Annotated in this window: 26 protein-coding genes; 4 read left to right on the top strand and 22 right to left on the bottom strand. The window is 29.7% G+C overall.

Annotation, left to right across the window (positions count from 1 at the left end; genetic code table 11):
- Nucleotides 1-187: hypothetical protein (locus JOC62_RS11585; RefSeq protein ID WP_204595432.1), on the bottom strand; the 187-nt coding region annotated here is incomplete at its 3' end.
- A 238-nt stretch (nucleotides 188-425) separates the two neighbouring features.
- Here JOC62_RS11585 and JOC62_RS11580 point away from each other — a divergent pair.
- From JOC62_RS11580 to JOC62_RS11570, 3 genes are all read left to right on the top strand, one after another.
- Complete coding sequence (locus tag JOC62_RS11580) at nucleotides 426-761, top strand: YmaF family protein (protein WP_204595431.1); 336 nt, start codon at nucleotides 426-428, stop codon at nucleotides 759-761.
- A gap of 235 nt (nucleotides 762-996) precedes the next feature.
- Nucleotides 997-1,338, top strand: a complete 342-nt coding sequence (locus JOC62_RS11575; RefSeq protein WP_204595430.1) for a YmaF family protein — start codon at nucleotides 997-999, stop codon at nucleotides 1,336-1,338.
- Nucleotides 1,339-1,484: 146 nt separating this feature from the next.
- Nucleotides 1,485-2,348 carry an SDR family oxidoreductase gene (locus JOC62_RS11570; RefSeq protein ID WP_204595429.1) on the top strand — a complete coding sequence of 288 codons (864 nt, stop codon included), beginning with the start codon at nucleotides 1,485-1,487 and terminating at the stop codon, nucleotides 2,346-2,348.
- A gap of 18 nt (nucleotides 2,349-2,366) precedes the next feature.
- Here JOC62_RS11570 and JOC62_RS11565 read toward each other — a convergent pair whose 3' ends face one another.
- The 21 genes from JOC62_RS11565 to JOC62_RS11465 all read right to left on the bottom strand — a co-directional run bounded on the left by JOC62_RS11565 (nucleotide 2,367) and on the right by JOC62_RS11465 (nucleotide 19,644).
- The gene (locus tag JOC62_RS11565; protein WP_204595428.1) at nucleotides 2,367-3,017 is read right to left on the bottom strand and encodes a TIGR01906 family membrane protein; all 651 of its coding nucleotides are present in this window, start codon (nucleotides 3,015-3,017) and stop codon (nucleotides 2,367-2,369) included.
- Between the two features lie 52 nt (nucleotides 3,018-3,069).
- Nucleotides 3,070-3,579: a hypothetical protein gene (locus JOC62_RS11560; RefSeq protein WP_204595427.1), complete on the bottom strand. Its 510-nt coding sequence runs from the start codon at nucleotides 3,577-3,579 to the stop codon at nucleotides 3,070-3,072.
- A 166-nt stretch (nucleotides 3,580-3,745) separates the two neighbouring features.
- On the bottom strand, nucleotides 3,746-4,213 hold the full coding sequence (locus JOC62_RS11555; RefSeq protein WP_204595440.1) for a cupin domain-containing protein: 468 nt from the start codon (nucleotides 4,211-4,213) through the stop codon (nucleotides 3,746-3,748).
- A 25-nt stretch (nucleotides 4,214-4,238) separates the two neighbouring features.
- Nucleotides 4,239-5,336, bottom strand: a complete 1,098-nt coding sequence (eutH, locus tag JOC62_RS11550; RefSeq protein ID WP_204595426.1) for an ethanolamine utilization protein EutH — start codon at nucleotides 5,334-5,336, stop codon at nucleotides 4,239-4,241.
- Nucleotides 5,337-5,354: 18 nt separating this feature from the next.
- A complete protein-coding gene (locus JOC62_RS11545) occupies nucleotides 5,355-5,906 on the bottom strand; it encodes a BMC domain-containing protein (RefSeq protein WP_204595425.1) in 552 nt (183 codons plus the stop codon).
- On the bottom strand, nucleotides 5,899-6,171 hold the full coding sequence (locus JOC62_RS11540; RefSeq protein WP_204595424.1) for a EutN/CcmL family microcompartment protein: 273 nt from the start codon (nucleotides 6,169-6,171) through the stop codon (nucleotides 5,899-5,901). The genes JOC62_RS11545 and JOC62_RS11540 overlap by 8 nt, the downstream gene beginning before the upstream one ends.
- A gap of 13 nt (nucleotides 6,172-6,184) precedes the next feature.
- On the bottom strand, nucleotides 6,185-6,859 hold the full coding sequence (locus JOC62_RS11535) for an ethanolamine utilization protein (RefSeq protein ID WP_204595423.1): 675 nt from the start codon (nucleotides 6,857-6,859) through the stop codon (nucleotides 6,185-6,187).
- Nucleotides 6,860-6,884: 25 nt separating this feature from the next.
- Entirely contained in the window at nucleotides 6,885-7,508 is a 624-nt protein-coding gene (gene eutD / locus JOC62_RS11530; protein WP_204595422.1) for an ethanolamine utilization phosphate acetyltransferase EutD, read from the bottom strand.
- Nucleotides 7,509-7,521: 13 nt separating this feature from the next.
- Complete coding sequence (locus JOC62_RS11525; RefSeq protein WP_204595421.1) at nucleotides 7,522-8,313, bottom strand: cobalamin adenosyltransferase; 792 nt, start codon at nucleotides 8,311-8,313, stop codon at nucleotides 7,522-7,524.
- Between the two features lie 81 nt (nucleotides 8,314-8,394).
- On the bottom strand, nucleotides 8,395-8,679 hold the full coding sequence (gene eutM, locus JOC62_RS11520; protein WP_195971225.1) for an ethanolamine utilization microcompartment protein EutM: 285 nt from the start codon (nucleotides 8,677-8,679) through the stop codon (nucleotides 8,395-8,397).
- Nucleotides 8,680-8,766: 87 nt separating this feature from the next.
- Nucleotides 8,767-10,233 (bottom strand): acetaldehyde dehydrogenase (acetylating), encoded by a 1,467-nt coding sequence (locus tag JOC62_RS11515; RefSeq protein ID WP_204595420.1) that lies wholly within the window; start codon nucleotides 10,231-10,233, stop codon nucleotides 8,767-8,769.
- A complete protein-coding gene (locus JOC62_RS11510) occupies nucleotides 10,233-10,967 on the bottom strand; it encodes a BMC domain-containing protein (protein ID WP_204595419.1) in 735 nt (244 codons plus the stop codon). Before JOC62_RS11510 ends, JOC62_RS11515 begins: the two co-directional genes overlap by 1 nt.
- 12 nt (nucleotides 10,968-10,979) lie before the next feature.
- A complete protein-coding gene (gene eutL / locus JOC62_RS11505) occupies nucleotides 10,980-11,633 on the bottom strand; it encodes an ethanolamine utilization microcompartment protein EutL (RefSeq protein WP_204595418.1) in 654 nt (217 codons plus the stop codon).
- A 20-nt stretch (nucleotides 11,634-11,653) separates the two neighbouring features.
- Entirely contained in the window at nucleotides 11,654-12,538 is an 885-nt protein-coding gene (gene eutC / locus JOC62_RS11500) for an ethanolamine ammonia-lyase subunit EutC (RefSeq protein WP_204595417.1), read from the bottom strand.
- A gap of 15 nt (nucleotides 12,539-12,553) precedes the next feature.
- Nucleotides 12,554-13,918 (bottom strand): ethanolamine ammonia-lyase subunit EutB, encoded by a 1,365-nt coding sequence (locus JOC62_RS11495; RefSeq protein WP_204595416.1) that lies wholly within the window; start codon nucleotides 13,916-13,918, stop codon nucleotides 12,554-12,556.
- A 19-nt stretch (nucleotides 13,919-13,937) separates the two neighbouring features.
- Nucleotides 13,938-15,371: an ethanolamine ammonia-lyase reactivating factor EutA gene (eutA, locus tag JOC62_RS11490; RefSeq protein ID WP_204595415.1), complete on the bottom strand. Its 1,434-nt coding sequence runs from the start codon at nucleotides 15,369-15,371 to the stop codon at nucleotides 13,938-13,940.
- A 152-nt stretch (nucleotides 15,372-15,523) separates the two neighbouring features.
- Entirely contained in the window at nucleotides 15,524-16,924 is a 1,401-nt protein-coding gene (locus JOC62_RS11485) for a sensor histidine kinase (RefSeq protein WP_204595414.1), read from the bottom strand.
- Complete coding sequence (locus JOC62_RS11480) at nucleotides 16,914-17,489, bottom strand: ANTAR domain-containing response regulator (protein WP_204595413.1); 576 nt, start codon at nucleotides 17,487-17,489, stop codon at nucleotides 16,914-16,916. Before JOC62_RS11480 ends, JOC62_RS11485 begins: the two co-directional genes overlap by 11 nt.
- Nucleotides 17,490-17,507: 18 nt before the next feature.
- A complete protein-coding gene (locus tag JOC62_RS11475) occupies nucleotides 17,508-17,939 on the bottom strand; it encodes a EutP/PduV family microcompartment system protein (protein ID WP_204595412.1) in 432 nt (143 codons plus the stop codon).
- A 3-nt stretch (nucleotides 17,940-17,942) separates the two neighbouring features.
- Entirely contained in the window at nucleotides 17,943-18,293 is a 351-nt protein-coding gene (locus JOC62_RS11470; RefSeq protein ID WP_204595411.1) for a BMC domain-containing protein, read from the bottom strand.
- A gap of 220 nt (nucleotides 18,294-18,513) precedes the next feature.
- Nucleotides 18,514-19,644: a 1-propanol dehydrogenase PduQ gene (locus JOC62_RS11465; protein ID WP_204595410.1), complete on the bottom strand. Its 1,131-nt coding sequence runs from the start codon at nucleotides 19,642-19,644 to the stop codon at nucleotides 18,514-18,516.
- 488 nt (nucleotides 19,645-20,132) lie between these two features.
- Between JOC62_RS11465 and JOC62_RS11460 the strand changes: the two genes are divergently transcribed.
- Entirely contained in the window at nucleotides 20,133-20,804 is a 672-nt protein-coding gene (locus JOC62_RS11460) for a YczE/YyaS/YitT family protein (RefSeq protein WP_204595409.1), read from the top strand.
- The last annotated feature ends 27 nt before the right edge of the window (nucleotides 20,805-20,831 follow it).

The raw sequence follows: 20,831 nt of genomic DNA, 5'->3' as shown, positions 1-20,831 counted from the left end.
TTTGTACCTTTAAAAAATCTCTTATAACAAATAAAGCTGCTCCTATTATATAAATTAAAACTAGAATACTATTTCTAACAGATACTGAAGTATTACTTTTTTCAAATACTTCTTCTATAAAAGCTACTGCTAAAAAAATTAATAAACATACACTTATATTAACCATTATTTTTAATATTGATTTCATTTAAACATCCTCTACTCTTGATTTCAACCTGTCATTATTTCATTATATAAATATTCAAACTTCTGTTATTTTATAATATTAATTTACTATAAAATATATTTTTTATTATTTTTACTTTTTAGCTGTTATTTATAGATTATTATATTTTTAATACTATAAAATATTATGAAAAATAGTAACACTTACTCTACTTTCTGTATATTATGTATTGTAACTAAAATATATAGGAGTTGATTCTATGAGATCACATTGTGATGATGATATGCAAAGACACGTTCATGAATTTTTAGGAAGTGTACGATTAGCTGAATTAGGTACAGATGATGTTCATAACCATCGTTTTGCTGGTGTTACTGGAGAGGCTATACCAAGAGGAAATAGTCATATTCATAAAATATGTACAAGAACTGATTTCTTTGATCATTTCCATTTTATAGAGGTTCGTACTGGCCCTGCAATTCCTGTTGGAGAAGGTAGACATGTACACTTTGTATTTGCCACTACAGAAGAGGAAGATGGCCATGTTCATGAATTTATTGTTGCAACTTTAATAGATGCACCTATTTTTGTTTAAGATTAACTTTCTAATATAAAATATAAAAGAGTAGCATATATGCTACTCTTTGTTTTACTTAACTTCCTTAAAGTTTTATGATTCATTAAGAGATTTATACTTAATATCTTATAATAAATAACTCTATTCCTATTATAGCCTTCTTTAATCCTATAAAATATTATGAAAAATAGTAACACTTATTCTACTTCCCGTATATTATGTATTATAACTAAAATATATAGGAGTTGATTTTATGAGATCACATTGTGATGATGATAGTCAAAGACACGTTCATGAATTTTTAGGAAGTGTAAGATTAGCTGAATTAGGATCAGATGATGTTCATAATCATCGCTTTGCTGGAGTAAGTGGACAAGCTATAAGAAAGGGAGACAGTCATGTCCATAAAATATGTACAAGAACTGACTTCTTCGACCATTTTCATTTTATAGAAGTTTGTACTGGTCCTGCAATTCCTGTTGGAGACGGCAGACATGTTCATTTTGTATATGGCGTTACAAGCTGTAATGATGGACATAGACATGAATTTATTTTTGCAACTTTAATAGAAGCACCTATTTTCGTTGAATGTTAACTTTTTTATATAAAAGGGCAGTGCAATATACTGCTCTTTATTTTGCTTTTAATTCCTAAGCTTCTAAATACTTTCATGCATTTTAATTGTTTTTTATTAACTTTAAATTTAAAATATTACTATAAAGTATTAAGGAGAGGCGTTTTATGAAAAAAATTTTAGTTACAGGAAGTAATGGCTTTTTATCTTCTAGATTTATAGAGACTTATAAAGATAAATATGAAGTAATAAAAGGATCTCATAATTTTTTAGATATTACAGATGAAAATAAAGTATTTAATTTCTTTAAAAATAATAAAATTGATATAGTCTTTCATTCTGCTGCTATTTCTGATACCGCTATTTGTGAAAAGGATCCTAGTCTTTGTGAAAAAGTAAATTTTAGAGGTACAGTTAATATAGCTAAAGGATGTAGCTTAAATAATTCTACTCTTGTATTTGCAAGTAGTGACCAAATTTATAATGGTAATTTAGAAAAAGGACCTTATACTGAAGAAACTATTCCCTATCCAAATAATGTTTATGGTGTATCTAAACTTAAAGCTGAAAAATCAATAAAAGAAATCTTAGATTCTCACTATAATCTAAGATTAACTTGGCTATTCTCATTACCTGAGAAAAATAAAAAGACTAATAAAAATATTCTATATAATATTTTAAATAGCATCATTAAAAATGATCCTATAGCCTTTTCTCCAAATGAATTTCGTGGGATAAGCTATGCTTATGATGTTATAGAAAATTTTGAAAAATTACTTGAATCACCTTATGGAGATTACAATTTTGGAAGTGAAAATAATCTTTCAACATATGATGTAGCTCTTAAAGTTTTAGAATTTCTCAATATTAAACATAGAGAAGGCTCACTCCTTATTAAAGACTCTGAACGATTTAAAGATGAAGACAGAGACCTTAGAATATCAAATGAGAAATTAAGAAATAATTCTATCTATTTTTCATCTACTGAAGAATCCATATATAAATGCTTAAAGGATTTTAACATAATATAAAAGAAAAACTCTAGAGTACTATAACTTTAGAGTTTTTCTTTTATATTTTATATATATTAATTTTGAAACTAATGCAATTCCTATAGTAAATACTATACATGCTATTCCACAAATCATAAAAAATTCTTCTGGTAATGCCGTAATTATAGGATCAGTTCTTTCATCGAATATCCAATAATCATTATTAAAGAATATTTCATGAAACTTATTAAATACATAATTAAAATTAAGATAAAATCCTACTAAAAGTGATACAAATATTATTATTGTAGTATTGAATAAATAGTTAAGACTTCTCATTGGAAAACTAAAAACATTTATCCTATTCATTGTATAAAGTATTATAGCTATAATACAAAATATAAAAAATAAAATTTCTATTACAAAAAATATGTTTTTAACTTCAAAAAAATGATATGATCCTTGTTCACTCATAGGAAAATTCTCAAACTTAAGACTATTATTAAAAGGATTCCTTAAGTAATTAATAACCCTTGTATAATCCTCCATAAGTGCATTTGCTGAAACTCCAGTACTCTCTTCTAATTTAAAAGCTGATATACATATTCTATATATTATAGTTGCATTTAATACAAATAATACACTTGTCACTAATGCAAATAAAAACATATATAAAGAAAATACTATTTCCTTTACTTTTCTCTTCATAAACCCCTCCAATTATATAGTAAATTAATCTCTATTCATTAGTTATAATAAATTAGTTATATTCATCAATAAGAGGTGTCTTAAAACTTTCTATTCCCTCTTCTATTATTTCATCATATAATTTCTTTTTATGGCTTGGATATTTATAAGAAAATATATTTGTTGACCTTTTCCCAACTACTACCTTCTTATAATATATACTTCCATCCTCTTCCCATGATATAACATACCAATTATCACCCATACTCTTATATTTTATATCATTTATTAAACTAACTTCTTCATCATAAGTTTCATTTAAGCTTTTATTTTCAATATTATTATATCCAAACACTATTAACTCTTCTGTACCATCCTTATTTTTAAAAAGTACTCCTTCATTATTGGTAGATGGTTTATCCTCTACTAGAAAGCTCGGATAATTTATAGAAAATCCATATCTTTCATTTTTATAAGTTTTATACTTTATAACACCATCATCATTAGCATATGATATATAATAATATCCTCCAAAAACTGTCAGTAATAATATTATTATAACAAATTTTTTTATTCTTTTCATAATAATTCCTTCCACTAACTATAGATATATATAATATAGTATGCTTTATTTTTATATAATATAGTATCCTTTATTAAGTAAAGCTAAAAAATCCCCTTTGAGTTTTATTCAAAGGGGATTTTTAAAGAAGTGTTATTTGTAAATGTATTTAAATAAACTTATAACCTTAATTTTGTGATGCCCAATCTGCTGGATATGTTACATACATAAATCTCGCAAATTCTGGAACTGAGAATTGTATTTTTGAGCCCTTAGGTATAAGAATTATTTCTCCTGCATCTGCTGATATTTTTCTACCATCAATTATTACATCTAAATGACCTTCAATAACATAATCTATTTCATCATAATTTAAAGTCCAATCAAAAGTTGTAGCTTTCATTTCCATCATTCCACAACCTAATCTTTCACTTTCTTTAAGGTTGAATACATCTTTAGTATAAACTACATCATTTGGGTTTCCTGTATCTAATCTATTTGATTCATCAACTTTAACAGTTTGAAGCTTTACTGAAGTTATTCCACTTATATCTTTATGTCTTTCAAAATCTACTGAATCATTTGATCCATTAATTTTTTCTTCTATTATTTGTCTTACTAATTTCTCTAATAATGATTTGTCTAAATTATTCATATCCATATTACTTCTTCTCCTTACCCTATTTAGTAACTTCTTCTTTTGATAATACTTTATTTGCTATAAACATAGCTAATATAACAGCTGTTACTCCTCCAACTAACTTTCCAACTATCATTGGGAAAATCATATCTTGATTGAATCCTGCTGTAAATCCTAAATGATCTCCAAATACAAATGCTGCTGAAACTGCAAATGCAACATTTATAATCTTACCTCTATTATCCATGTCCTTCATCATTCCAAACATAGGAATACTGTTAGCTAAACTTGCAACCATTCCTGCTGCTGCAATTTCATTCATTCCAAGCACTTTTCCAAGTGCCATTAAAGGTTTCTTAAATACTTTTGTTATTACATATACTAGCGGGAATGCCCCTGCAAGTACTATTGCAATATCTCCAACTATTTCAATTCCTTCACTAATTGGATTCATTCCTGGAATAATTACTATTCCTGTTAATGCCTCTATAATAGCCGCAGCTAAACCTAAAGTTATAACAACTACAACCCCTTTACCAAAGTAAGTAAATCCTTTTATCATAGCTTTTTCAAATTTCATAAGTCCTAGAGCAATTATTGCTGCAAAAATTATTATTGGAACTAAGTTTTTAAGAACCATCATTGCTGGGAAGCCTGCAACTAATCCTCCAACAAAAGCTCCAACTGGTATAGTTATAACACCAGCTAATATTCCTGTAGCTAAATATTTTTGATCTCTCTTTTCAATAATTCCAAGTGCTACTGGTATAGTAAACACTATAGTAGGTCCCATCATTGCTCCTACTATTAATCCTCCAAATAAACCTGCTTCTGGGTTAGTTGCAAGTTCCATAGCAAGAGGAGCTCCACCCATATCGTTTGCAAGTATTGATCCCGCAAACATAGCAGGGTCTGCACCTAATGCATTAAAAATTGGTACAACTACTGGTCTTAATACATTTGCAAGTACAGGTGCTAAACAAATAACTCCAACCATTGCAACTGCAAGTGAACCCATAGCCATTATTCCTTCTTCAAATTGTTCACCTAACCCAAATTTATTTCCTAAACATTTATCTATAGCTCCTAAAGCCATAAAGAATACCATTATGTAAATGATAATTTCATTAATACTCATTTTGCTTTCCCCCTCAAATTATATTATGTGTCTAATAAACTCCACTTCTGGAGATGGAATAATTGAAGTTGCTACTATATCTTTAGACTCTACTTCCTCAATAGCTGTATTAATAGAATGCTCTACGCTACTTAACGTACCCGATAATATATAAACTAATTTTCCACCAATTGCAAATGCCAATTGAAGCTTAACTAAATTAACATCTCCAGATTTTAAAGCTTTATCTAATGCCTCTAATCCAGCACAAACTTTGTTTGTTTCCATAATTCCAACGGCTAAGCCTTCAATATCTTTTGATTTATATCTATTTTTTAGACCATTTACTATATCATCATGAACTCTATTTAAAATAAAAGAATCAACTATATACTTTTTATCAAAATTCAACCCATAATTAACGGACTCATGAACCTCAGAAGCATCTCCGCTTATCATTATAATAAACTTCCCAGGACATATACTTTTTGCGTAAATCACATCTACATTTGCCCTCTTAACCATCTCATTAGCAATTTCTATCCCTTTGCTTATGCTTCTAAATTCAATTGACCCTATACTCTTATTCATCGTCTATATCAAGGGAATCTATTATGCCAACAATCGTCGCATCAATTGGTACATCCTTTGAACCAACTGCTTGTCTTGCTGCACCACCTTTAGTTATTAAAACTAAATCTCCATTCCCAGCTCCTACGCTATCACAAGCTACATATAACCCATTTTTCACAGTATCTTTAGATTCTAAAATTTTTACAACTAGAAACCTTTGACCACTAAGTTTTTCATCTTTTCTTGTAGCCCATAAATTTCCTACAACTCTTCCTATCTCCATAGTAGTACCTCTCTTAAATTCTTTCTACTTTTAAATGATGTATCCTTATATAATCAGATGCTAGAGGAGTTATCATTGTCTTTTTATCAACAATAATTTTCTTTGCTCCATTTATATGAGGCTTTTTTAAATCTCCTTCAGAAATAAGTTTCTTATTTCTAAGTTCTATAACTTTCTCCTCAATCTCTACATTTGATATTTCTCTCTCTTTAGTAACTTTACTATTTCTATCTAGCAGTAAAGTATCTATATCCTTTATAACATGTACACCATAACTTACCAATTCTCTTTCAAATAAAACAAATTTCTTATATAATTCTTCTGGTGCAGTATCCTTGTATCTTCTGTATTCTATACCATTTTCCATTACGTATACTTCTTTTCCAAGCATAATGGCTTTTAAGATAAATTTCTCTTCACTTGATATACTTGAACCTTGTGCTAAATTTGATAATCCTCTAAGACATAATGATGAAATTATAACTACATCATACTCTCTTATGCCCTCTTCATATGATATTATTTCATACTTAGAGCTTAACTTTGAATAATTATCTAAATTATCATCCCATAGCACAATAGCTTTTTTCTTATCTATAATCTTATCATTAATAGTTGAATTAGCTTTTTCGTTTAATTTTTTGTATACTTCTTCAACTATTGAATTAATTAAATCATCATAATTCATATATTGTCCCTCCTTTATGAGGTGTCTATTTTATTATTCTTGCAAATGTTCCTGTTTTAAATCCACATGCATTTGCTTCATCATAATCAATATGCATAAAAGTATTATAATTTTCACTTACTCTAATAACTACATCATCAAATATTAATGGTCTTTCTCCAAAAACCTTAACTTTAACTAAATCGTTATCTTTAACTTCAAATTTTTTAGCATCTTCATTTGACACATGTATATGTCTCTTTGCTGCTATTAATCCTCTATCTAAATTAACTGATCCTCTCTCACTTTCAATCGTAATACCTGGAGTATCTAAAAGCTCTCCACTGATTTTAATTGGTGGTTTAACTCCTAATGATAATGCATCTGTAAGAGAAACTTCAACCTGTGATTCTGGTCTTGTAGGTCCAAGTACAACAACATTTTTAAGGCTTCCCTTAGGACCCTTAATTGTAACTCTCTCTTTACATGCAAATTGTCCTGGCTGAGATAAATCTTTTATCTTAGTAAGCTTATAATTAGCTCCAAATAATTTTTCTACATCTTTTTCAGTTAAATGAACATGTCTTCCTGAAGCTTCTACTTCTATAAATGCTTCATCTTTAACTCTCTTAACAACTTCATCTATAATGCTATTTAATAGATCTTTCATTTTTTCCTCCTGGTTACTTGTACTTATTTGTTCTAACTTTAAAGATCATAATCCAGAATGCTGATGACAATCTATTTAATCCTCTTATTATATCTTCTCTAGTAACACTGCCATATTCACCTTTAAACGCTTCAAATGCAGCAAGTTCCACTTCTCTAGTTAAGGCTCTTAAACTGTTTATTGAAACAACTACTTCACCCATTCTATAATCTGGAAATTCATGCCCAATACCAAAGTATTTTTTAGGATTATGTGATTGAGCTCTTAATTCCTCTTCTTTAAGACCTAGAAGTGTAAAATCATTAAGATCCTCATCTAAAACCTCTGCTCTTATCATATTTCTTACAAAAATCAACATCTCTTGAAGTTCATCTACAAGCTTTGGTATACCATTTTTTTGACATAAAATTTGACTCTCTAAAATTTTTGACTCTAGTGTATCCATCCTGCCTCTAAAAACTATTCTTTTATGGTCCTTAAATACTAGAAGGTTTCCCTTTAAATGTGTCATATGCTCAGGTTTATAATCAAGTTTTGTTCCAAACACTGTAACATACTTATATTTTTTTTCTTTAGGCTCTTCTGATTTTATTTCTTTAAATTCAACTCTTTTTTGCTCTCTATATTTAGATGAATTATTATTTTCTTCTTCATCCTTGTATTTTAAAACTATATTTTTTTCAGCTAAATAAGATTTTGCAGAAGGTGTTATTATCTGTCCTTTTTCTATGACAAATTCCTTAACCTCATTTAAATCTGCTCTTTTTAATCTGTTTCTGATTTCACTTTCCGTTAATACTGCCATATTACTAACATCTCCTATCAAAAATCTATAAAATATGCTACCTTAATTTCAGGTAGCACATCTTATAAAGATTTATTTAAACTATTCAGTAACCTTTGGTAATATAGCGTCAACCTCAAAGTGTGGTCTTGGGATTACGTGAACTGATACTAATTCTCCAACTCTTTCAGCAGCAGCTGCTCCTGCATCTGTTGCAGCTTTAACTGCTCCAACATCTCCTCTTACCATTACAGTAACTAATCCGCCACCTACTTGTTCTTTTCCTACTAATTGTACGTTTGCTGCTTTAACCATTGCGTCAGCTGCTTCAATTGCTCCTACTAATCCTTTAGTTTCTATCATTCCTAATGCGTTTGCGTTTGCCATAATAAATTCCTCCTAAATTTTCATATACTTATATTTTTTATTCTTTATTTATAAATTTTTATTGTAAGCTATTTTTGTTTTGGTAATTTAATTTAATTCTTTAAGTATTCTTTTAACTAATAAGTTTATTAATTCTTCTTTGTCATCTAAGCTAATGTTCTCAGTATTCTTTGGTGCATTTCCTCTTAAGTCATCTAACTCTAAAGTTCCTACTGCAACTCTCTTTATGTTTAGAAGATCAAGTGGTCCTATATTATTTGAAGTTGAACTTCCTCCAATTGCACCACAACCTAATGTTAATGCAGGTATTAGTCCAGTGCTTGCACCAATTCCTCCAAGAGTACTTGGTGTATTTAAAACCATTCTTGATACTGGCATTTTAAGAGCAAATCTCTTAACTAATTCATCATTATTAGCATGCATACTAAATGTATGTCCAGCACCTTCATTTAATAAAATTTCTCTACATATGTTGATAGCTTCTTCTAGGTTGTCCATAACATAGAATGCAAGTATTGGTGTAAGCTTTTCTCTTGAAAAAGGAACATCGTGTCCAACTCTATTTTCTCTAACTACTAAAACTCTCGTTCCACTTGGAACTCCTTCAAGATTTGCTAAAGCACAAATTGCTTCAACGCTCTTACCTACAATTTGAGGATTCATAGTTCCATTTGCTCTCATTATAAACTTTGAAAGTTTTTTGCTTTCTAACTCACTTAATATATGAGCTCCTTGAGAAGTTAGTTCTCTTACAACTTCAGCTTCCATTGCTTTTTCAATTACTATTGATTGTTCTGAAGCACATATTGTTCCATTATCAAAAGTCTTTGAGTCAATTATTCTTTTAATTGCAAGTCTTATATCAGCACTCTTATCTATAAATGATGGGCCATTTCCTGGTCCTACTCCAATAGCTGGAGTTCCTGATGAGTATGCAGCTTTTACCATTGCTTCTCCACCAGTTGCAAGAATTAATGCTGTATCTTTGTGTTTCATTAATTGATCTGTAGCTTGCATTGTTAAAATTGTCATACATCCAATTGCACCTTTAGGACATCCTGCTTTAATTGCAGCTTCTGTTATAACTCTAACAGTTTCAAAGATTGCATTTTTTGCATTTGGGTGTGGTGAAAATACAATTGAGTTTCCAGCTTTAAGTGCTATCATAGCTTTATAAATTACTGTTGATGTTGGGTTTGTTGAAGGAATAAGTCCTGCAACAACTCCTACTGGAACACCAATTTCCATAACTTTCTTTTCTTTATCCTCATTGATTATTCCAACTGTCTTTGTATCTTTAAGTGATTCATATACCATCTTTGATGCAAAAACATTCTTTATAACTTTATCTTCCCATTTTCCAAAGCCTGTTTCTTCATTTGCCATTTTAGCTAGCTTTTCTGCATTTTCATATCCTGCGTCTGCAATAGCTTTAACAATTCTGTCTATTTCTTCTTGGCTCATATTACTTAGTTTCTCTTGAGCTTCTTTGGCATCCTTAATTAAAGTTCTAACTTCTTGCAGGGATAATAAATCTTTATCTAAAAGTTCCATTAATTACGCCCCTCTTCTTTGCTTAGTTTTAATAGTAACTCTATTAATTCTTCTTTTTTAAGATATTTTATTTTACTTGAAGTCTTTGCTGGTTTTAAAGTTAAGGCTAATCTTCTAAGTTCTTTAACAGTCATTTTTAATAACTCTTCTCTGTTAAACTTATTTTCTGTGTTAGCTTCTTCTTTTTTTATAGAACTAACTACTAAATCTTCTTTGCCTTCCTTTTCATCTATAACTTCTAAGTTTTTTATTTCATCTATTTCTTGGACTTTTTCAATCTCTATATCTAAGTTTTCAACTTGTATTTCTTCAATTTTTAAATTTTCTTTAATATTCTCAATCTTTATATCTGATCCTACAATTAAAGTTTCAACCTCTAATCCTTGAGTCTCTACATTGTCTACACCGTTAGATTCTTTTTTATTAATATCTAATTGATCCTTAAAAATCCTATTATTAGTATTTATTTCTTCTACTATGCTAAATACATCTTCATGAAGTCTTGAGATTACATGTGCACTTCTTAAGTTTCCACTATGTTCAATCATTGACTTACTTGATTCTACAGCAGCAGTTACAGCACTTACATCTCCTATAATCTTAACTGTTACTATTCCACCTGTAACTTTTTCAATGCCGAGTATATTGACACTTGCAGACTTTACAGCTTCATCAGCTGCAACAATAGCTTGAGTTAATCCTATCACTTCTATAAGGCCTAATGCTTTATTCATAATTTTTGCCTACTAAAATCCTAATGGATTCTCTGAAACACTTCTTACAGCTTCTGCAAATGCATCACAAGCTGCTTTACAAGCTGATTGTGATCCTGTAAGTAATGCTCCTCCAAAGTTTGTTTCTGTTGGCGGTTCAAAGAATTCACATAACTCAACATCTGCTGCCTTAAGTGCTGCATCTAATGCATACATTGCTTCAAGAGGTGGAGCAACTAGATAAGCTAATGCTTCTCCTTCTCTTATGTTTGCAACCTTTGAAAGGTATGAACCGGTTCTAGATACACAGTGCGCATAGTACACTATTGAATCATCATTATTTGCACTTATAAAGCTTGGTCCAAATTCTATAAAATCAATAATTGAGTTAAGTCCACTTCTTACTTCTGCTGGACTTGGCCCTGCAATTATACCAATTACTTCACCTGCAAGTTTAGTTGAAGCATTTCCTGCTCCTGCATACATTGACTTTGCATATACAACATCAACTTCAGCAGCTTTAGTAGCTTCATCTAAAGCAGTGTATGTAACATCATCACAATCTGAAGTTATTAATCCAAGACTTTTATGATGTGACTCTAAATTAAGCTTTTTAGCCATTTCTGGACTAACATTTGATATTATTTTCGTACTTAATACATTTACTTTTATTGCATCATTCTTCAAAACTTTTTCCTCCTAAATATCTATTTAAGGTCAATTCCTGAAGCTTTCTTCTCTAGCATAGTTTTAATTAATTCTGCTATATGAGCTCCTGCCTCAACTGCTGTTGTTCCACCTTCGTGAATATTTGATATGACAGTTCTCTTTGCTTCTGGCATACCTATAGTTGGCTTATATGCTATATATGCTGACATTGATTTTGCAGTTACAAGTCCTGGTCTTTCACCTACTAATAAACAAACAACATCTGCTCCAGTAGCTTCTCCAACTTGATCCATAGCTCCTACTCTACAATGCTTAACAAATACTATTTCCTTTGCTGGTTCAATTCCATACATCTTAAGCCCTTGTTTTATTGAAGGAATAATATCTTCTATATTTGCTTCTATAGCTGCTGAACTTAGTCCATCACCTACCATTATTACAACCTTTTGGTTAGTTCCAACCTTCTCTTTAACTAACTTTAAAGTTTCTTCTGAGAACTTTCTTCCAAGGTCAGGTCTAGTTAAATAAGTATCTTTATCTTCACATAAAGTCTCAATTGAAAGCATATTATTCTTTTTTACAAAATCTTCTGCTACATATGAGAATACTGAGTCTTGTGCTGCTGCATGGTCAGCTCTAACTCTTAAAGCAGTTATAGTTTTGTATCTACATCCAACTCTTCCTGTTCCAAGTCTAGCTGGTGTTCTAGCTTTCATATCTAAATAAGCATCTCTATCCTTTGGGTTATTAACTAGTAGCTGTTTCTTTAAATCTATTTCAGTAATGTCATCAAGGCATCCTTCTGTATTTATAACCGTCTTAGAAACTTTATTTATAGCTTCATTTATTATGTCAGTATTACCACTTCCAACCATCTGGCTTACTAATTGCTCAACCATTAATTTTAATTCTTTTTCATTCATGGTGTTCTGATCCTCCTATCCTAATAAAACTGATGCATCTCCAGCTTTATCTGTTAATTTACCATCTTTAATAAAGCCCATATTTTGCATCCATTCATCGAATTCTTTTATTGCTGTTAATCCAAACATTTCTCTAAGTGCTGCTGTTTCATGATATCCTGTTGTTTGGTAATTAAGCATTACATCATCACCATGAGGAATTCCCATGAAGTAAGTACATCCAGCTGCTGTAAGTAATACCGCTAAATTTTCTATATCATTTTGATCAGCTTTCATATGATTTGTATAACAAGCATCACATCCCATTGGTAATCCTGAAAGTTTACCCATGAAGTGATCTTCAAGGCCTGCTCTTATTACTTGCTTACCATCATAAAGATATTCAGGTCCTATAAATCCAACAACTGTATTAACTAAGAATGGCTCAAATTTCTTAGCAAATCCATAACATCTAGCTTCCATTGTAACTTGATCTATTCCATGGTGAGCTTCTGATGAAAGTTCTGATCCTTGTCCTGTTTCAAAGTACATTACATTTGGTCCTGAAGCTGTACCTTGTTTTAATGCTAATTCTCTAGCTTCTTCTATAGTAGCTGCATTAAACCCAAATGCCTCATTTCCCTTTTCTGAACCTGCTATTGATTGGAATATAAGGTCAGTTGGTGCTCCTTGTCTTATTGCTTCCATTTGCGTAGTTACGTGAGCAAGTACGCAGTTTTGAGTTGGAATATTAAATTTCTCCTTTATTTCTTGGAATCTATTTAATACTTTAACAACACTTTCAACAGAATCATCAACTGGATTTAATCCTAAAACTGCATCTCCAATACCATAAGTTAATCCTTCTAATAAAGATGCAAGTATTCCATCTGGATCATCTGTTGGATGATTTGGTTGAAGTCTTGCAGATAATGTTCCCTTTTTACCTATTGTTGTATTACAGTGTGCTGTAACTTCAATCTTTTTAGCACCACAAACTAAATCCATATTTGACATAAGCTTAGTTACAGCTGCTACCATCTCTGAAGTTAATCCTCTTGAGATTCTTCTTATATCTAGAGAAGTAGTTTTATCATCTAAAATCCATTCTCTTAAATCTGAAACTGTCCATGACTTTATTTCTTCGTAAATTTTTTCATTTACTCCATCTTGGATTATTCTTGTAACCTCATCTATTTCATAAGGTACTGCTGGATTATTTCTTAAATCTTCTAAAGTTATACTAGCTAAAACAACCTTAGCTGCAACTCTTTCTTCTGATGATTCAGCTGATAAACCAGCTAATTTATCACCAGATTTTTCTTCATTAGCCTTTGCCATTACATCGTATAAGTTCTTAAACTCATAAGTACGTCCAAATAATTTAGTTTTTAAAATCATCTGTTGTTCTCCTCTCATCCTAATTGAAAACCAAAGTTTTTATAACTACTGGTAATACTTTACCCTCAGCTATTGGCCCTCCAATATCTATATAGTCTCCATTGTCAACTTTAATGCTATCAATGCAGATTACATCCTTTTTAAAATTTAATAATGAATAAATAGTTTGTCCAAGTACCTTTGCCATGTCATTTTCAACAACAATTACAAGTGGTAACTCTCTCTCTACTAATTCTTCCATACCTTCTATAAGTCCATTTGCATATTCTAAAACTTCCTTAAAAGAAGGACTCTTTTTTCCATCTACAGCTATTGCAACTCTTTGAATATCATTCTCTAATTTAAACCAGTTAAGTTTTTCCCTTATTGCTTTCTTTATGGAATATTGTCCATTTTCTTCATCTTCCTTTGAAAGCTTTAATATAGGTAAATTCTTTATTGGAAAATTATCTTCAGTAAAAGTAATAGTACTTCCACTTATTTCTGTTGTATGAGATCCTGCACCAACAACTGTAGCTCTTATTGTTTCTATAGCTTTTATTACTTTTAAGCTATTACATAATCTTGAAGTTTTAATTGCCTCTCCAAGTATTATTCCAATATCGCCAAATTTAAAATAGTCATCAATCTCTGACTCGTTATATATATAATCTGCAACTCCTCCTGAGAATGATATACATTCTATTTTTTCATTTAGAGCAATTGATTTATTTGTAACTATAAAGTCAAACAAATCTTCTTTTTCTCTAAGCCCTACACTCTCTTCTAAAAGTCTAACCATTATATCTACTACAGGCTTAATATTTTCTACTGTCCCTTTTGTCCCAATCTTTAACCCTAGGTTATTATCTTTAATAATCTTTTCTATTTTAGGTGAAATATAAGTTATCTCTTTAGTTACTTTGTCTAATTTTATAAGCCTTCCACCAATATCTAAGCATCCTGTTTCTTTAACTTCTCCTCTTGTAAATAGTGCAAGGTTGCTTGTTCCGCCACCAATATCAATATTTACGACTGAAGTTGAATGTTCTTTTGAATATATATGAGCTCCTGCACCTTTTCCTGCAATTATACTTTCAAGATCTGGCCCTGCTGTTGCAACAACAAAATCACCAGCAAATCCACTTAATGTATGTAATACATCATTTGCATTTTCTTTTCTTGCTGTTTCTCCTGTTATTATTACTGCACCAGTTTGTATATCTTCTTTATTTACGCAAGCTTTTTTATATTCTTTCTCTACTATTTCTCTTATCTTTTCTCCATTGATTTCGTTATTAGATACTAGTGGAGTAAAATAAACTTCACTTCTGTATATAACTTCTTTATCAACTATTGAAATTCTTGGAACTGAAAAACTTGATGCTGTGTTTTCAACTATTAGTTTTGAAAATATAAGTTGAGTTGTACTCGTTCCTATATCTATTCCAACACTTAACATTTCCTCTCTCATATAATCACCTCCTATTTTTATGGAACTAAAAAGGCTTAAAGTTACAGTGAATAAATTGGAATATTTATAATTCCTATTTAATCTACCTATAACCTTAAGCCTCTTTGCTCAATTAAAACTACGTCTTTGTAATTCATAGTTATTACTTATATTTAATTGTTTAAAAATTTTATTATTGTTTTTGTACCATCATGTCCAGAGTATAATTCTATATGTCCTCCTAATACCTCTGTGATATAACTATTTATTATACCCATTCCAAGGCCTCCTAAGTTAACAGTATTTAAATCAAATCCTACTCCGTCATCTAAGATAGTTATTGTAATATTGTTATCTTCTTTATCTAGAATTATTTTAATATTTCCAGTATCTTTACCTTTAAATGCATGCTTATATGCATTTTGTATTATTTCATTTATGGCAAGTAATAGCGCCGTTGCCTTCTCTCCATAAATTTCAAAATCCTGTCCATATATTGAAATTTTAATTCTACTATCATATTCTATTGAATTTATATTATCTATAATTGAATTTATAGACTCTTTAATACTTACTTTATTATTTTTGCATCTTGATAATAAATCATGAGTTGTAGCAATTGTTAATATTCTACCTATGCTCTCATCTAGTGTTTCTTTTGATTCATCATAAATGCAATCTCTACTTTGTCTTCTAAGTAAAGCCACTGTTGTTTGAAGATTGTTTTTTATTCTATGATGAGCTTCTCTAACTTCAACTTCTTTAAGTTCCATTTCTTTTTCTTTTCTTTTTATATATGTAATATCTTTTATTACACTAAGAACTTGAAATTCTCCCTCATTATTTATAAATGTTCTTGTTATTTTAAAGTAATAATCAGCAAACTTAATTTCTTCTATCACTTTATTTTCTTCTTTAAGCTCTTTAATTAACTCATTATATTTAATTTTAGTCAATGATAAATTATCATAACTCATATTTTTTATATCTTGAAGATATCCTAATTTTTTATATATGTCACTAGCATTTTTATTGCTAATTATTAATTTGCCTGTATTATCAAATATTAAAACAGCATCATCTAAGCTATCTGTTATAATATCATTATTCTTCATTAAATCAACAAGTTCTTCATTTGAGTTCTTTATCCTAAACTCTTCTTTTACCTCTTCACTTATATCTTTTTCTGCAATTATTACACCTATAACTTTATTATCATTTACAATAGGCTGTATCTTTTGCTTTACAATTTTATTTTCTTGAGTTACTGCTGTTATATCTTTGCAAGGAACTCCAGTTTCTAAAGTTTTTAATACACCGGGTTCATTTTCTCTTAATGCTTCTTCACCCGTCATATCCTCTAAATACATGGATTTTACAGTACTTGGTTTTGCATGAAATACTACAATTGCTTTATTTTTATCCATCGATAAAACATCTATAAACACATCTCCATCATAAAAGTCTGCCATAACACCTATTGTTTTGGACACTTCTATAATTTTTTCTATATCATTTTGTTTTAGATATGTGTTTTTTATACATAAGCCATAAATTGTATCTCTAATCTTCATAGCCTAATATTATTACCTTAGCAATCTCTGCCATCGTAGTTCTTTTATCCATGCAAAGTTTTCTAATTCTTCTATAAGCCTCGTCTTCTGATATATTAAATTCCTTTATTAATATACCTTTTGCTCTTTCAATTATTTTTCTTTCATTTAATTTATTACTTACATTATCTAAATCTTTTTTTAACTTTTCAAACTCTGAAACTTTAGATAAACACATTTCAATATTTCTTATAAAAGATTTCTCTTCTATAGGTTTAACTAAATACCCAAATGCTCCTACACTTTTAGCTTTTTCTAAATACTCATCACCTTCATGGGCAGTTAATAGTATTACTCCTCCAGCTAAATTATCCTTAGTAATTATTTTACTTGTTCTTATTCCATCTAAATTTGGCATATCTATATCCATTATTACTAGATTTGGCTTGTACTTTTTACAAACTTCTATTGCATTAAATCCATCATTTGCTTCACCTACTACATTGTAGCCTTTAGCTTCTAGGATGCTTCTTATATCCATCCTTGTAATAGGCTCATCGTCGACTATTACTATGTTTTTTTCCATTTAACCATTCACCTCAAATTAAAACGCTTTTAAATAATTACTTAATTCTTCTACTCCTACATCATCTAAAGTATCAACTTTAAAAATCCTTGAAACTCCAGCTTGCTTTATCCTATCTTCTGCAATCTCTATTCTATTTTTAGAAACTTTATTTATCTTAGTTATAATTCCTATAACATCTTTGCAAAACATACTTGCAAAACCAGGAGCAAAATACCCTTCGTCTTCTGTAGAATCATATACAAGTGCTATAATATCAGCATCTGCTGCTGTTACTATTAGTGCACTATATAAATTTCTATTTTCTAAATATTCCCCTGGAGTATCAATTGAATTATCATATATTTCTACTGATTGAGTCTTTTTATATTTAATTTCTAATTCATTTAATTTTTGACAAAGAGTAGTCTTTCCACTTCCTGTTTTTCCTATAAATATAACTCTACTCATATCTTAAGTCCTCGTTATTACAGTTGATGTAAATTGTAGTAAGTTTCCTAAAACATCTAAAACTTCACTTAACGCAGATTCAACTGAACTTACATCTCCAGTAAAAACTACTGATCCACTGAATCTATCAATAAATCCTAGTGTTACTCCTGAAGCTTTAGTTGCAACATCTGCTGCTATTATTGATGCTTCACTTGGTGTTATTGTTAAAATACCAATTGCATCTTTATTATCTAAGACTAATCCAAGCTTCTTAAAAATATCATCTGTTGGATTTGCTATTATATGAGCAAGAGTAACTTGCTTACCAGGAACATATTCCTGTACAACTCTTTGCTTTTCTTCATTCCCCATACTTATACCACCTTTTATCTTAGAAATTTAAATATATTTGAATAAATTTAAATTTCTATAAAACCTTTTCATCCATTGTTCAAAAAAAGCTCCTTAAAGATAAATCCTTCATTGGATAGAGTATCTTTTAAGAAGCCCCGTTGCTTTCAGTTTAAACATCACACCTTTGTGATAATTAAATTATATTGCTTAAGTAAATAGTTGTCAATATTTTTTTATATTATTTAATTTTTTGCAAAATGTCTATTATTTCTATGTCGTTTGGTGTTCTTGGATTAGTAATTGTACAAGCATCTTTAATTGCAATTTTTGCTATTTCATTTTTCACTTTTAGAACTTCATCACTCTTAATTCCGCATTCTGAAAGGGTTGTTGGCATATTCATATTTTTTTGCATTTTCTTTATCTCATTTACTAAACTCTTAACATTTCCTCTTATATTAGAATTTGATAATCCTACAATTTTTGCTAAATTTGAATACTTATTTGCAGTAATAGAATAATTTGTAGAAGTATATCCTGAAATATTAGCATTATATTCAATTACATGAGGTAATAAAATTGCATTTGTTCTTCCATGCGGAATATGGAATTTACCTCCAAGAACATGTGCTATACTATGATTTATTCCTAAAGATGCTGCGTTAAAAGCAAGTCCTGCAAGACATGATGCATTATGCATTTTTTCTCTAGCCTCTATATCATTTCCATTTTTATATGCTCTAATTAAATATTTAAATACTAAACTTACAGCCTTCTCTGCAAGTGCATCTGAAAAATCTGTTGCATTTTTTGATACATATGCTTCAATTGCATGAGTTAAAACATCCATTCCAGTATCTGCCGTTATAAAATCTGGAGCACTTTTAACTAGTTCTGGATCTAATATTGCTGAATTAGGTAATAGTTCATCTGAAACTAATGGGTATTTTATTCCCTTCTCCTTATCTGTTATAACAGCAAAAGATGTAACCTCTGAACCAGTACCACTAGTTGTCGGTATTGCAATAAACTCTATTTCTTTAATATTTACTATCTTTTTTGAAAAATCCATAATAGCCTTTGCCGCATCAATTGCAGAACCTCCACCTAAAGCTACAATAGTATCTGGGTTAAACTTTCCTATCTTTTCTATACCACTTACAACGAGCTCTATTGGGGGATCTGGTACTATATCACTAAATATTTCATACTCTCTTCCTATTAAATTATCAGTAATTTTATTAATTGTTCCAGACTTAACCATGAATGGATCTGTTACTACAAACACTTTCTTACCTTTTATATTTTGTAGATACTCTAAAGATCCCTCACCAAAATATATATTTGTTTTAATCCCAAAGTTTTTCATTTTACATCCTCCTATACTTTTCCATATAAAAAAACAAGGAGCTCCATAGATATCTATGGAGCTCCTTTGCTCTCTTATACACTTCATTGTGTATATAAAAAATATACTCTGTTGTGTAATCATTGTCAATCTATATGTTTACTTTTTATATTGTATTTATAGTAGATATTTTTTACTTACACAATTTCCAAGTAGTGACACTTATAATTTCTGTCACATAACTATATGACAGAAAATGAATGTTTATGGATATTTTATGACAGATAAAATACAAGAATAAAATTATCATTATTTTAATAAATCAATTATTTTCTTAACAAAAACTTATGTAAATACTTGTTACATTGAAATATTTTATGTAAATGATATATGTAAACATGCACATTTGAAATTTTCTCAATTTCATTTATTAAAACTTTTGTGATATTCTTTATTTCGTGCTTGAGTGATTTTGAGCACTATATATTTTTTAATACGGAGGTTAAGTGATGAAAAAGCTTGATTGTAAACAATTAATTAAGAAACTAGTATTTTTCTTTCTTGGTGTATGGATAATTCAAATAGGTGTAGCAATATTTATAGGAACTAATATAGGTTCTGACCCATTTACAGTATTTACTCAGGGATTGGCTAAGGTTGTAGGTATAACCCCTGGAATAGGTAATATGATTATTACATTTACTTTCTTAGTTATAATATTAATTTTTGCAAGACACTACATAAATATAGGTACGGTTCTTGCTATGATATCTGCTGGTCCATTTATTGATCTAATGATTAGAGTTTTTAGAGACATGCACTTTGAAGACCTAAATATCGTATTTAAAATGATATTACTAGTTCTTAGCTGCGTAATAATCGCTATAGGTTTTTCATTACTTAAAGCTACTGAGCTTGGAGTTGCTCCAAATGATGTAATACCATTTTTATTATCAGATAAATCAAAACTTCAATATCGTGTAGTTCGTATAGCTATGGATATAACATTCTTTGTTGTTGGATATTTACTAGGAGGAGTAATTGGTATAGGTACCGTAATCGCAGCATTACTTCAAGGGCCTTTAATACAATTCTTTATGCCTAGATTAGAAAAATTTGTACATAGAGTTATATATACTGACGATCAATTAGAAGCTATGGCTAATGAAATAGCAGAATAATTTAAGATAAGCTAAAGGGTGCTAATA

Origin of the sequence: Clostridium sardiniense (genome assembly GCF_016907995.1) — a bacterium.
Taxonomy (GTDB): domain Bacteria; phylum Bacillota; class Clostridia; order Clostridiales; family Clostridiaceae; genus Clostridium; species Clostridium sardiniense.
Note: the sequence above shows the minus strand (reverse complement) of the source record. Positions and strands in the feature narration are given on the sequence as shown.

Bases quoted from the DNA above. Each gene is read 5' to 3' on its own strand.
- JOC62_RS11480 (WP_204595413.1), bottom strand. From the start codon at position 17,489: ATGGAAAAAAACATAGTAATAGTCGACGATGAGCCTATTACAAGGATG.
- JOC62_RS11575 (WP_204595430.1), top strand. From the start codon at position 997: ATGAGATCACATTGTGATGATGATAGTCAAAGACACGTTCATGAATTT.
- JOC62_RS11565 (WP_204595428.1), bottom strand. From the start codon at position 3,017: ATGAAGAGAAAAGTAAAGGAAATAGTATTTTCTTTATATATGTTTTTA.
- eutH (WP_204595426.1), bottom strand. From the start codon at position 5,336: ATGAGTATTAATGAAATTATCATTTACATAATGGTATTCTTTATGGCT.
- JOC62_RS11525 (WP_204595421.1), bottom strand. From the start codon at position 8,313: ATGGCAGTATTAACGGAAAGTGAAATCAGAAACAGATTAAAAAGAGCA.
- JOC62_RS11535 (WP_204595423.1), bottom strand. From the start codon at position 6,859: ATGAATTATGATGATTTAATTAATTCAATAGTTGAAGAAGTATACAAA.
- JOC62_RS11540 (WP_204595424.1), bottom strand. From the start codon at position 6,171: ATGGAGATAGGAAGAGTTGTAGGAAATTTATGGGCTACAAGAAAAGAT.
- JOC62_RS11580 (WP_204595431.1), top strand. From the start codon at position 426: ATGAGATCACATTGTGATGATGATATGCAAAGACACGTTCATGAATTT.
- JOC62_RS11495 (WP_204595416.1), bottom strand. From the start codon at position 13,918: ATGATTTTAAAAACTAAATTATTTGGACGTACTTATGAGTTTAAGAAC.
- JOC62_RS11460 (WP_204595409.1), top strand. From the start codon at position 20,133: ATGAAAAAGCTTGATTGTAAACAATTAATTAAGAAACTAGTATTTTTC.
- JOC62_RS11470 (WP_204595411.1), bottom strand. From the start codon at position 18,293: ATGGGGAATGAAGAAAAGCAAAGAGTTGTACAGGAATATGTTCCTGGT.
- JOC62_RS11555 (WP_204595440.1), bottom strand. From the start codon at position 4,213: ATGAATAATTTAGACAAATCATTATTAGAGAAATTAGTAAGACAAATA.
- JOC62_RS11570 (WP_204595429.1), top strand. From the start codon at position 1,485: ATGAAAAAAATTTTAGTTACAGGAAGTAATGGCTTTTTATCTTCTAGA.
- JOC62_RS11545 (WP_204595425.1), bottom strand. From the start codon at position 5,906: ATGAATAAGAGTATAGGGTCAATTGAATTTAGAAGCATAAGCAAAGGG.
- JOC62_RS11475 (WP_204595412.1), bottom strand. From the start codon at position 17,939: ATGAGTAGAGTTATATTTATAGGAAAAACAGGAAGTGGAAAGACTACT.
- JOC62_RS11560 (WP_204595427.1), bottom strand. From the start codon at position 3,579: ATGAAAAGAATAAAAAAATTTGTTATAATAATATTATTACTGACAGTT.
- JOC62_RS11485 (WP_204595414.1), bottom strand. From the start codon at position 16,924: ATGAAGATTAGAGATACAATTTATGGCTTATGTATAAAAAACACATAT.
- JOC62_RS11515 (WP_204595420.1), bottom strand. From the start codon at position 10,233: ATGGAACTTTTAGATAAAGATTTATTATCCCTGCAAGAAGTTAGAACT.
- eutD (WP_204595422.1), bottom strand. From the start codon at position 7,508: ATGAAAGATCTATTAAATAGCATTATAGATGAAGTTGTTAAGAGAGTT.
- eutA (WP_204595415.1), bottom strand. From the start codon at position 15,371: ATGAGAGAGGAAATGTTAAGTGTTGGAATAGATATAGGAACGAGTACA.
- eutM (WP_195971225.1), bottom strand. From the start codon at position 8,679: ATGGCAAACGCAAACGCATTAGGAATGATAGAAACTAAAGGATTAGTA.
- JOC62_RS11465 (WP_204595410.1), bottom strand. From the start codon at position 19,644: ATGAAAAACTTTGGGATTAAAACAAATATATATTTTGGTGAGGGATCT.
- eutC (WP_204595417.1), bottom strand. From the start codon at position 12,538: ATGAATGAAAAAGAATTAAAATTAATGGTTGAGCAATTAGTAAGCCAG.
- JOC62_RS11510 (WP_204595419.1), bottom strand. From the start codon at position 10,967: ATGAATAAAGCATTAGGCCTTATAGAAGTGATAGGATTAACTCAAGCT.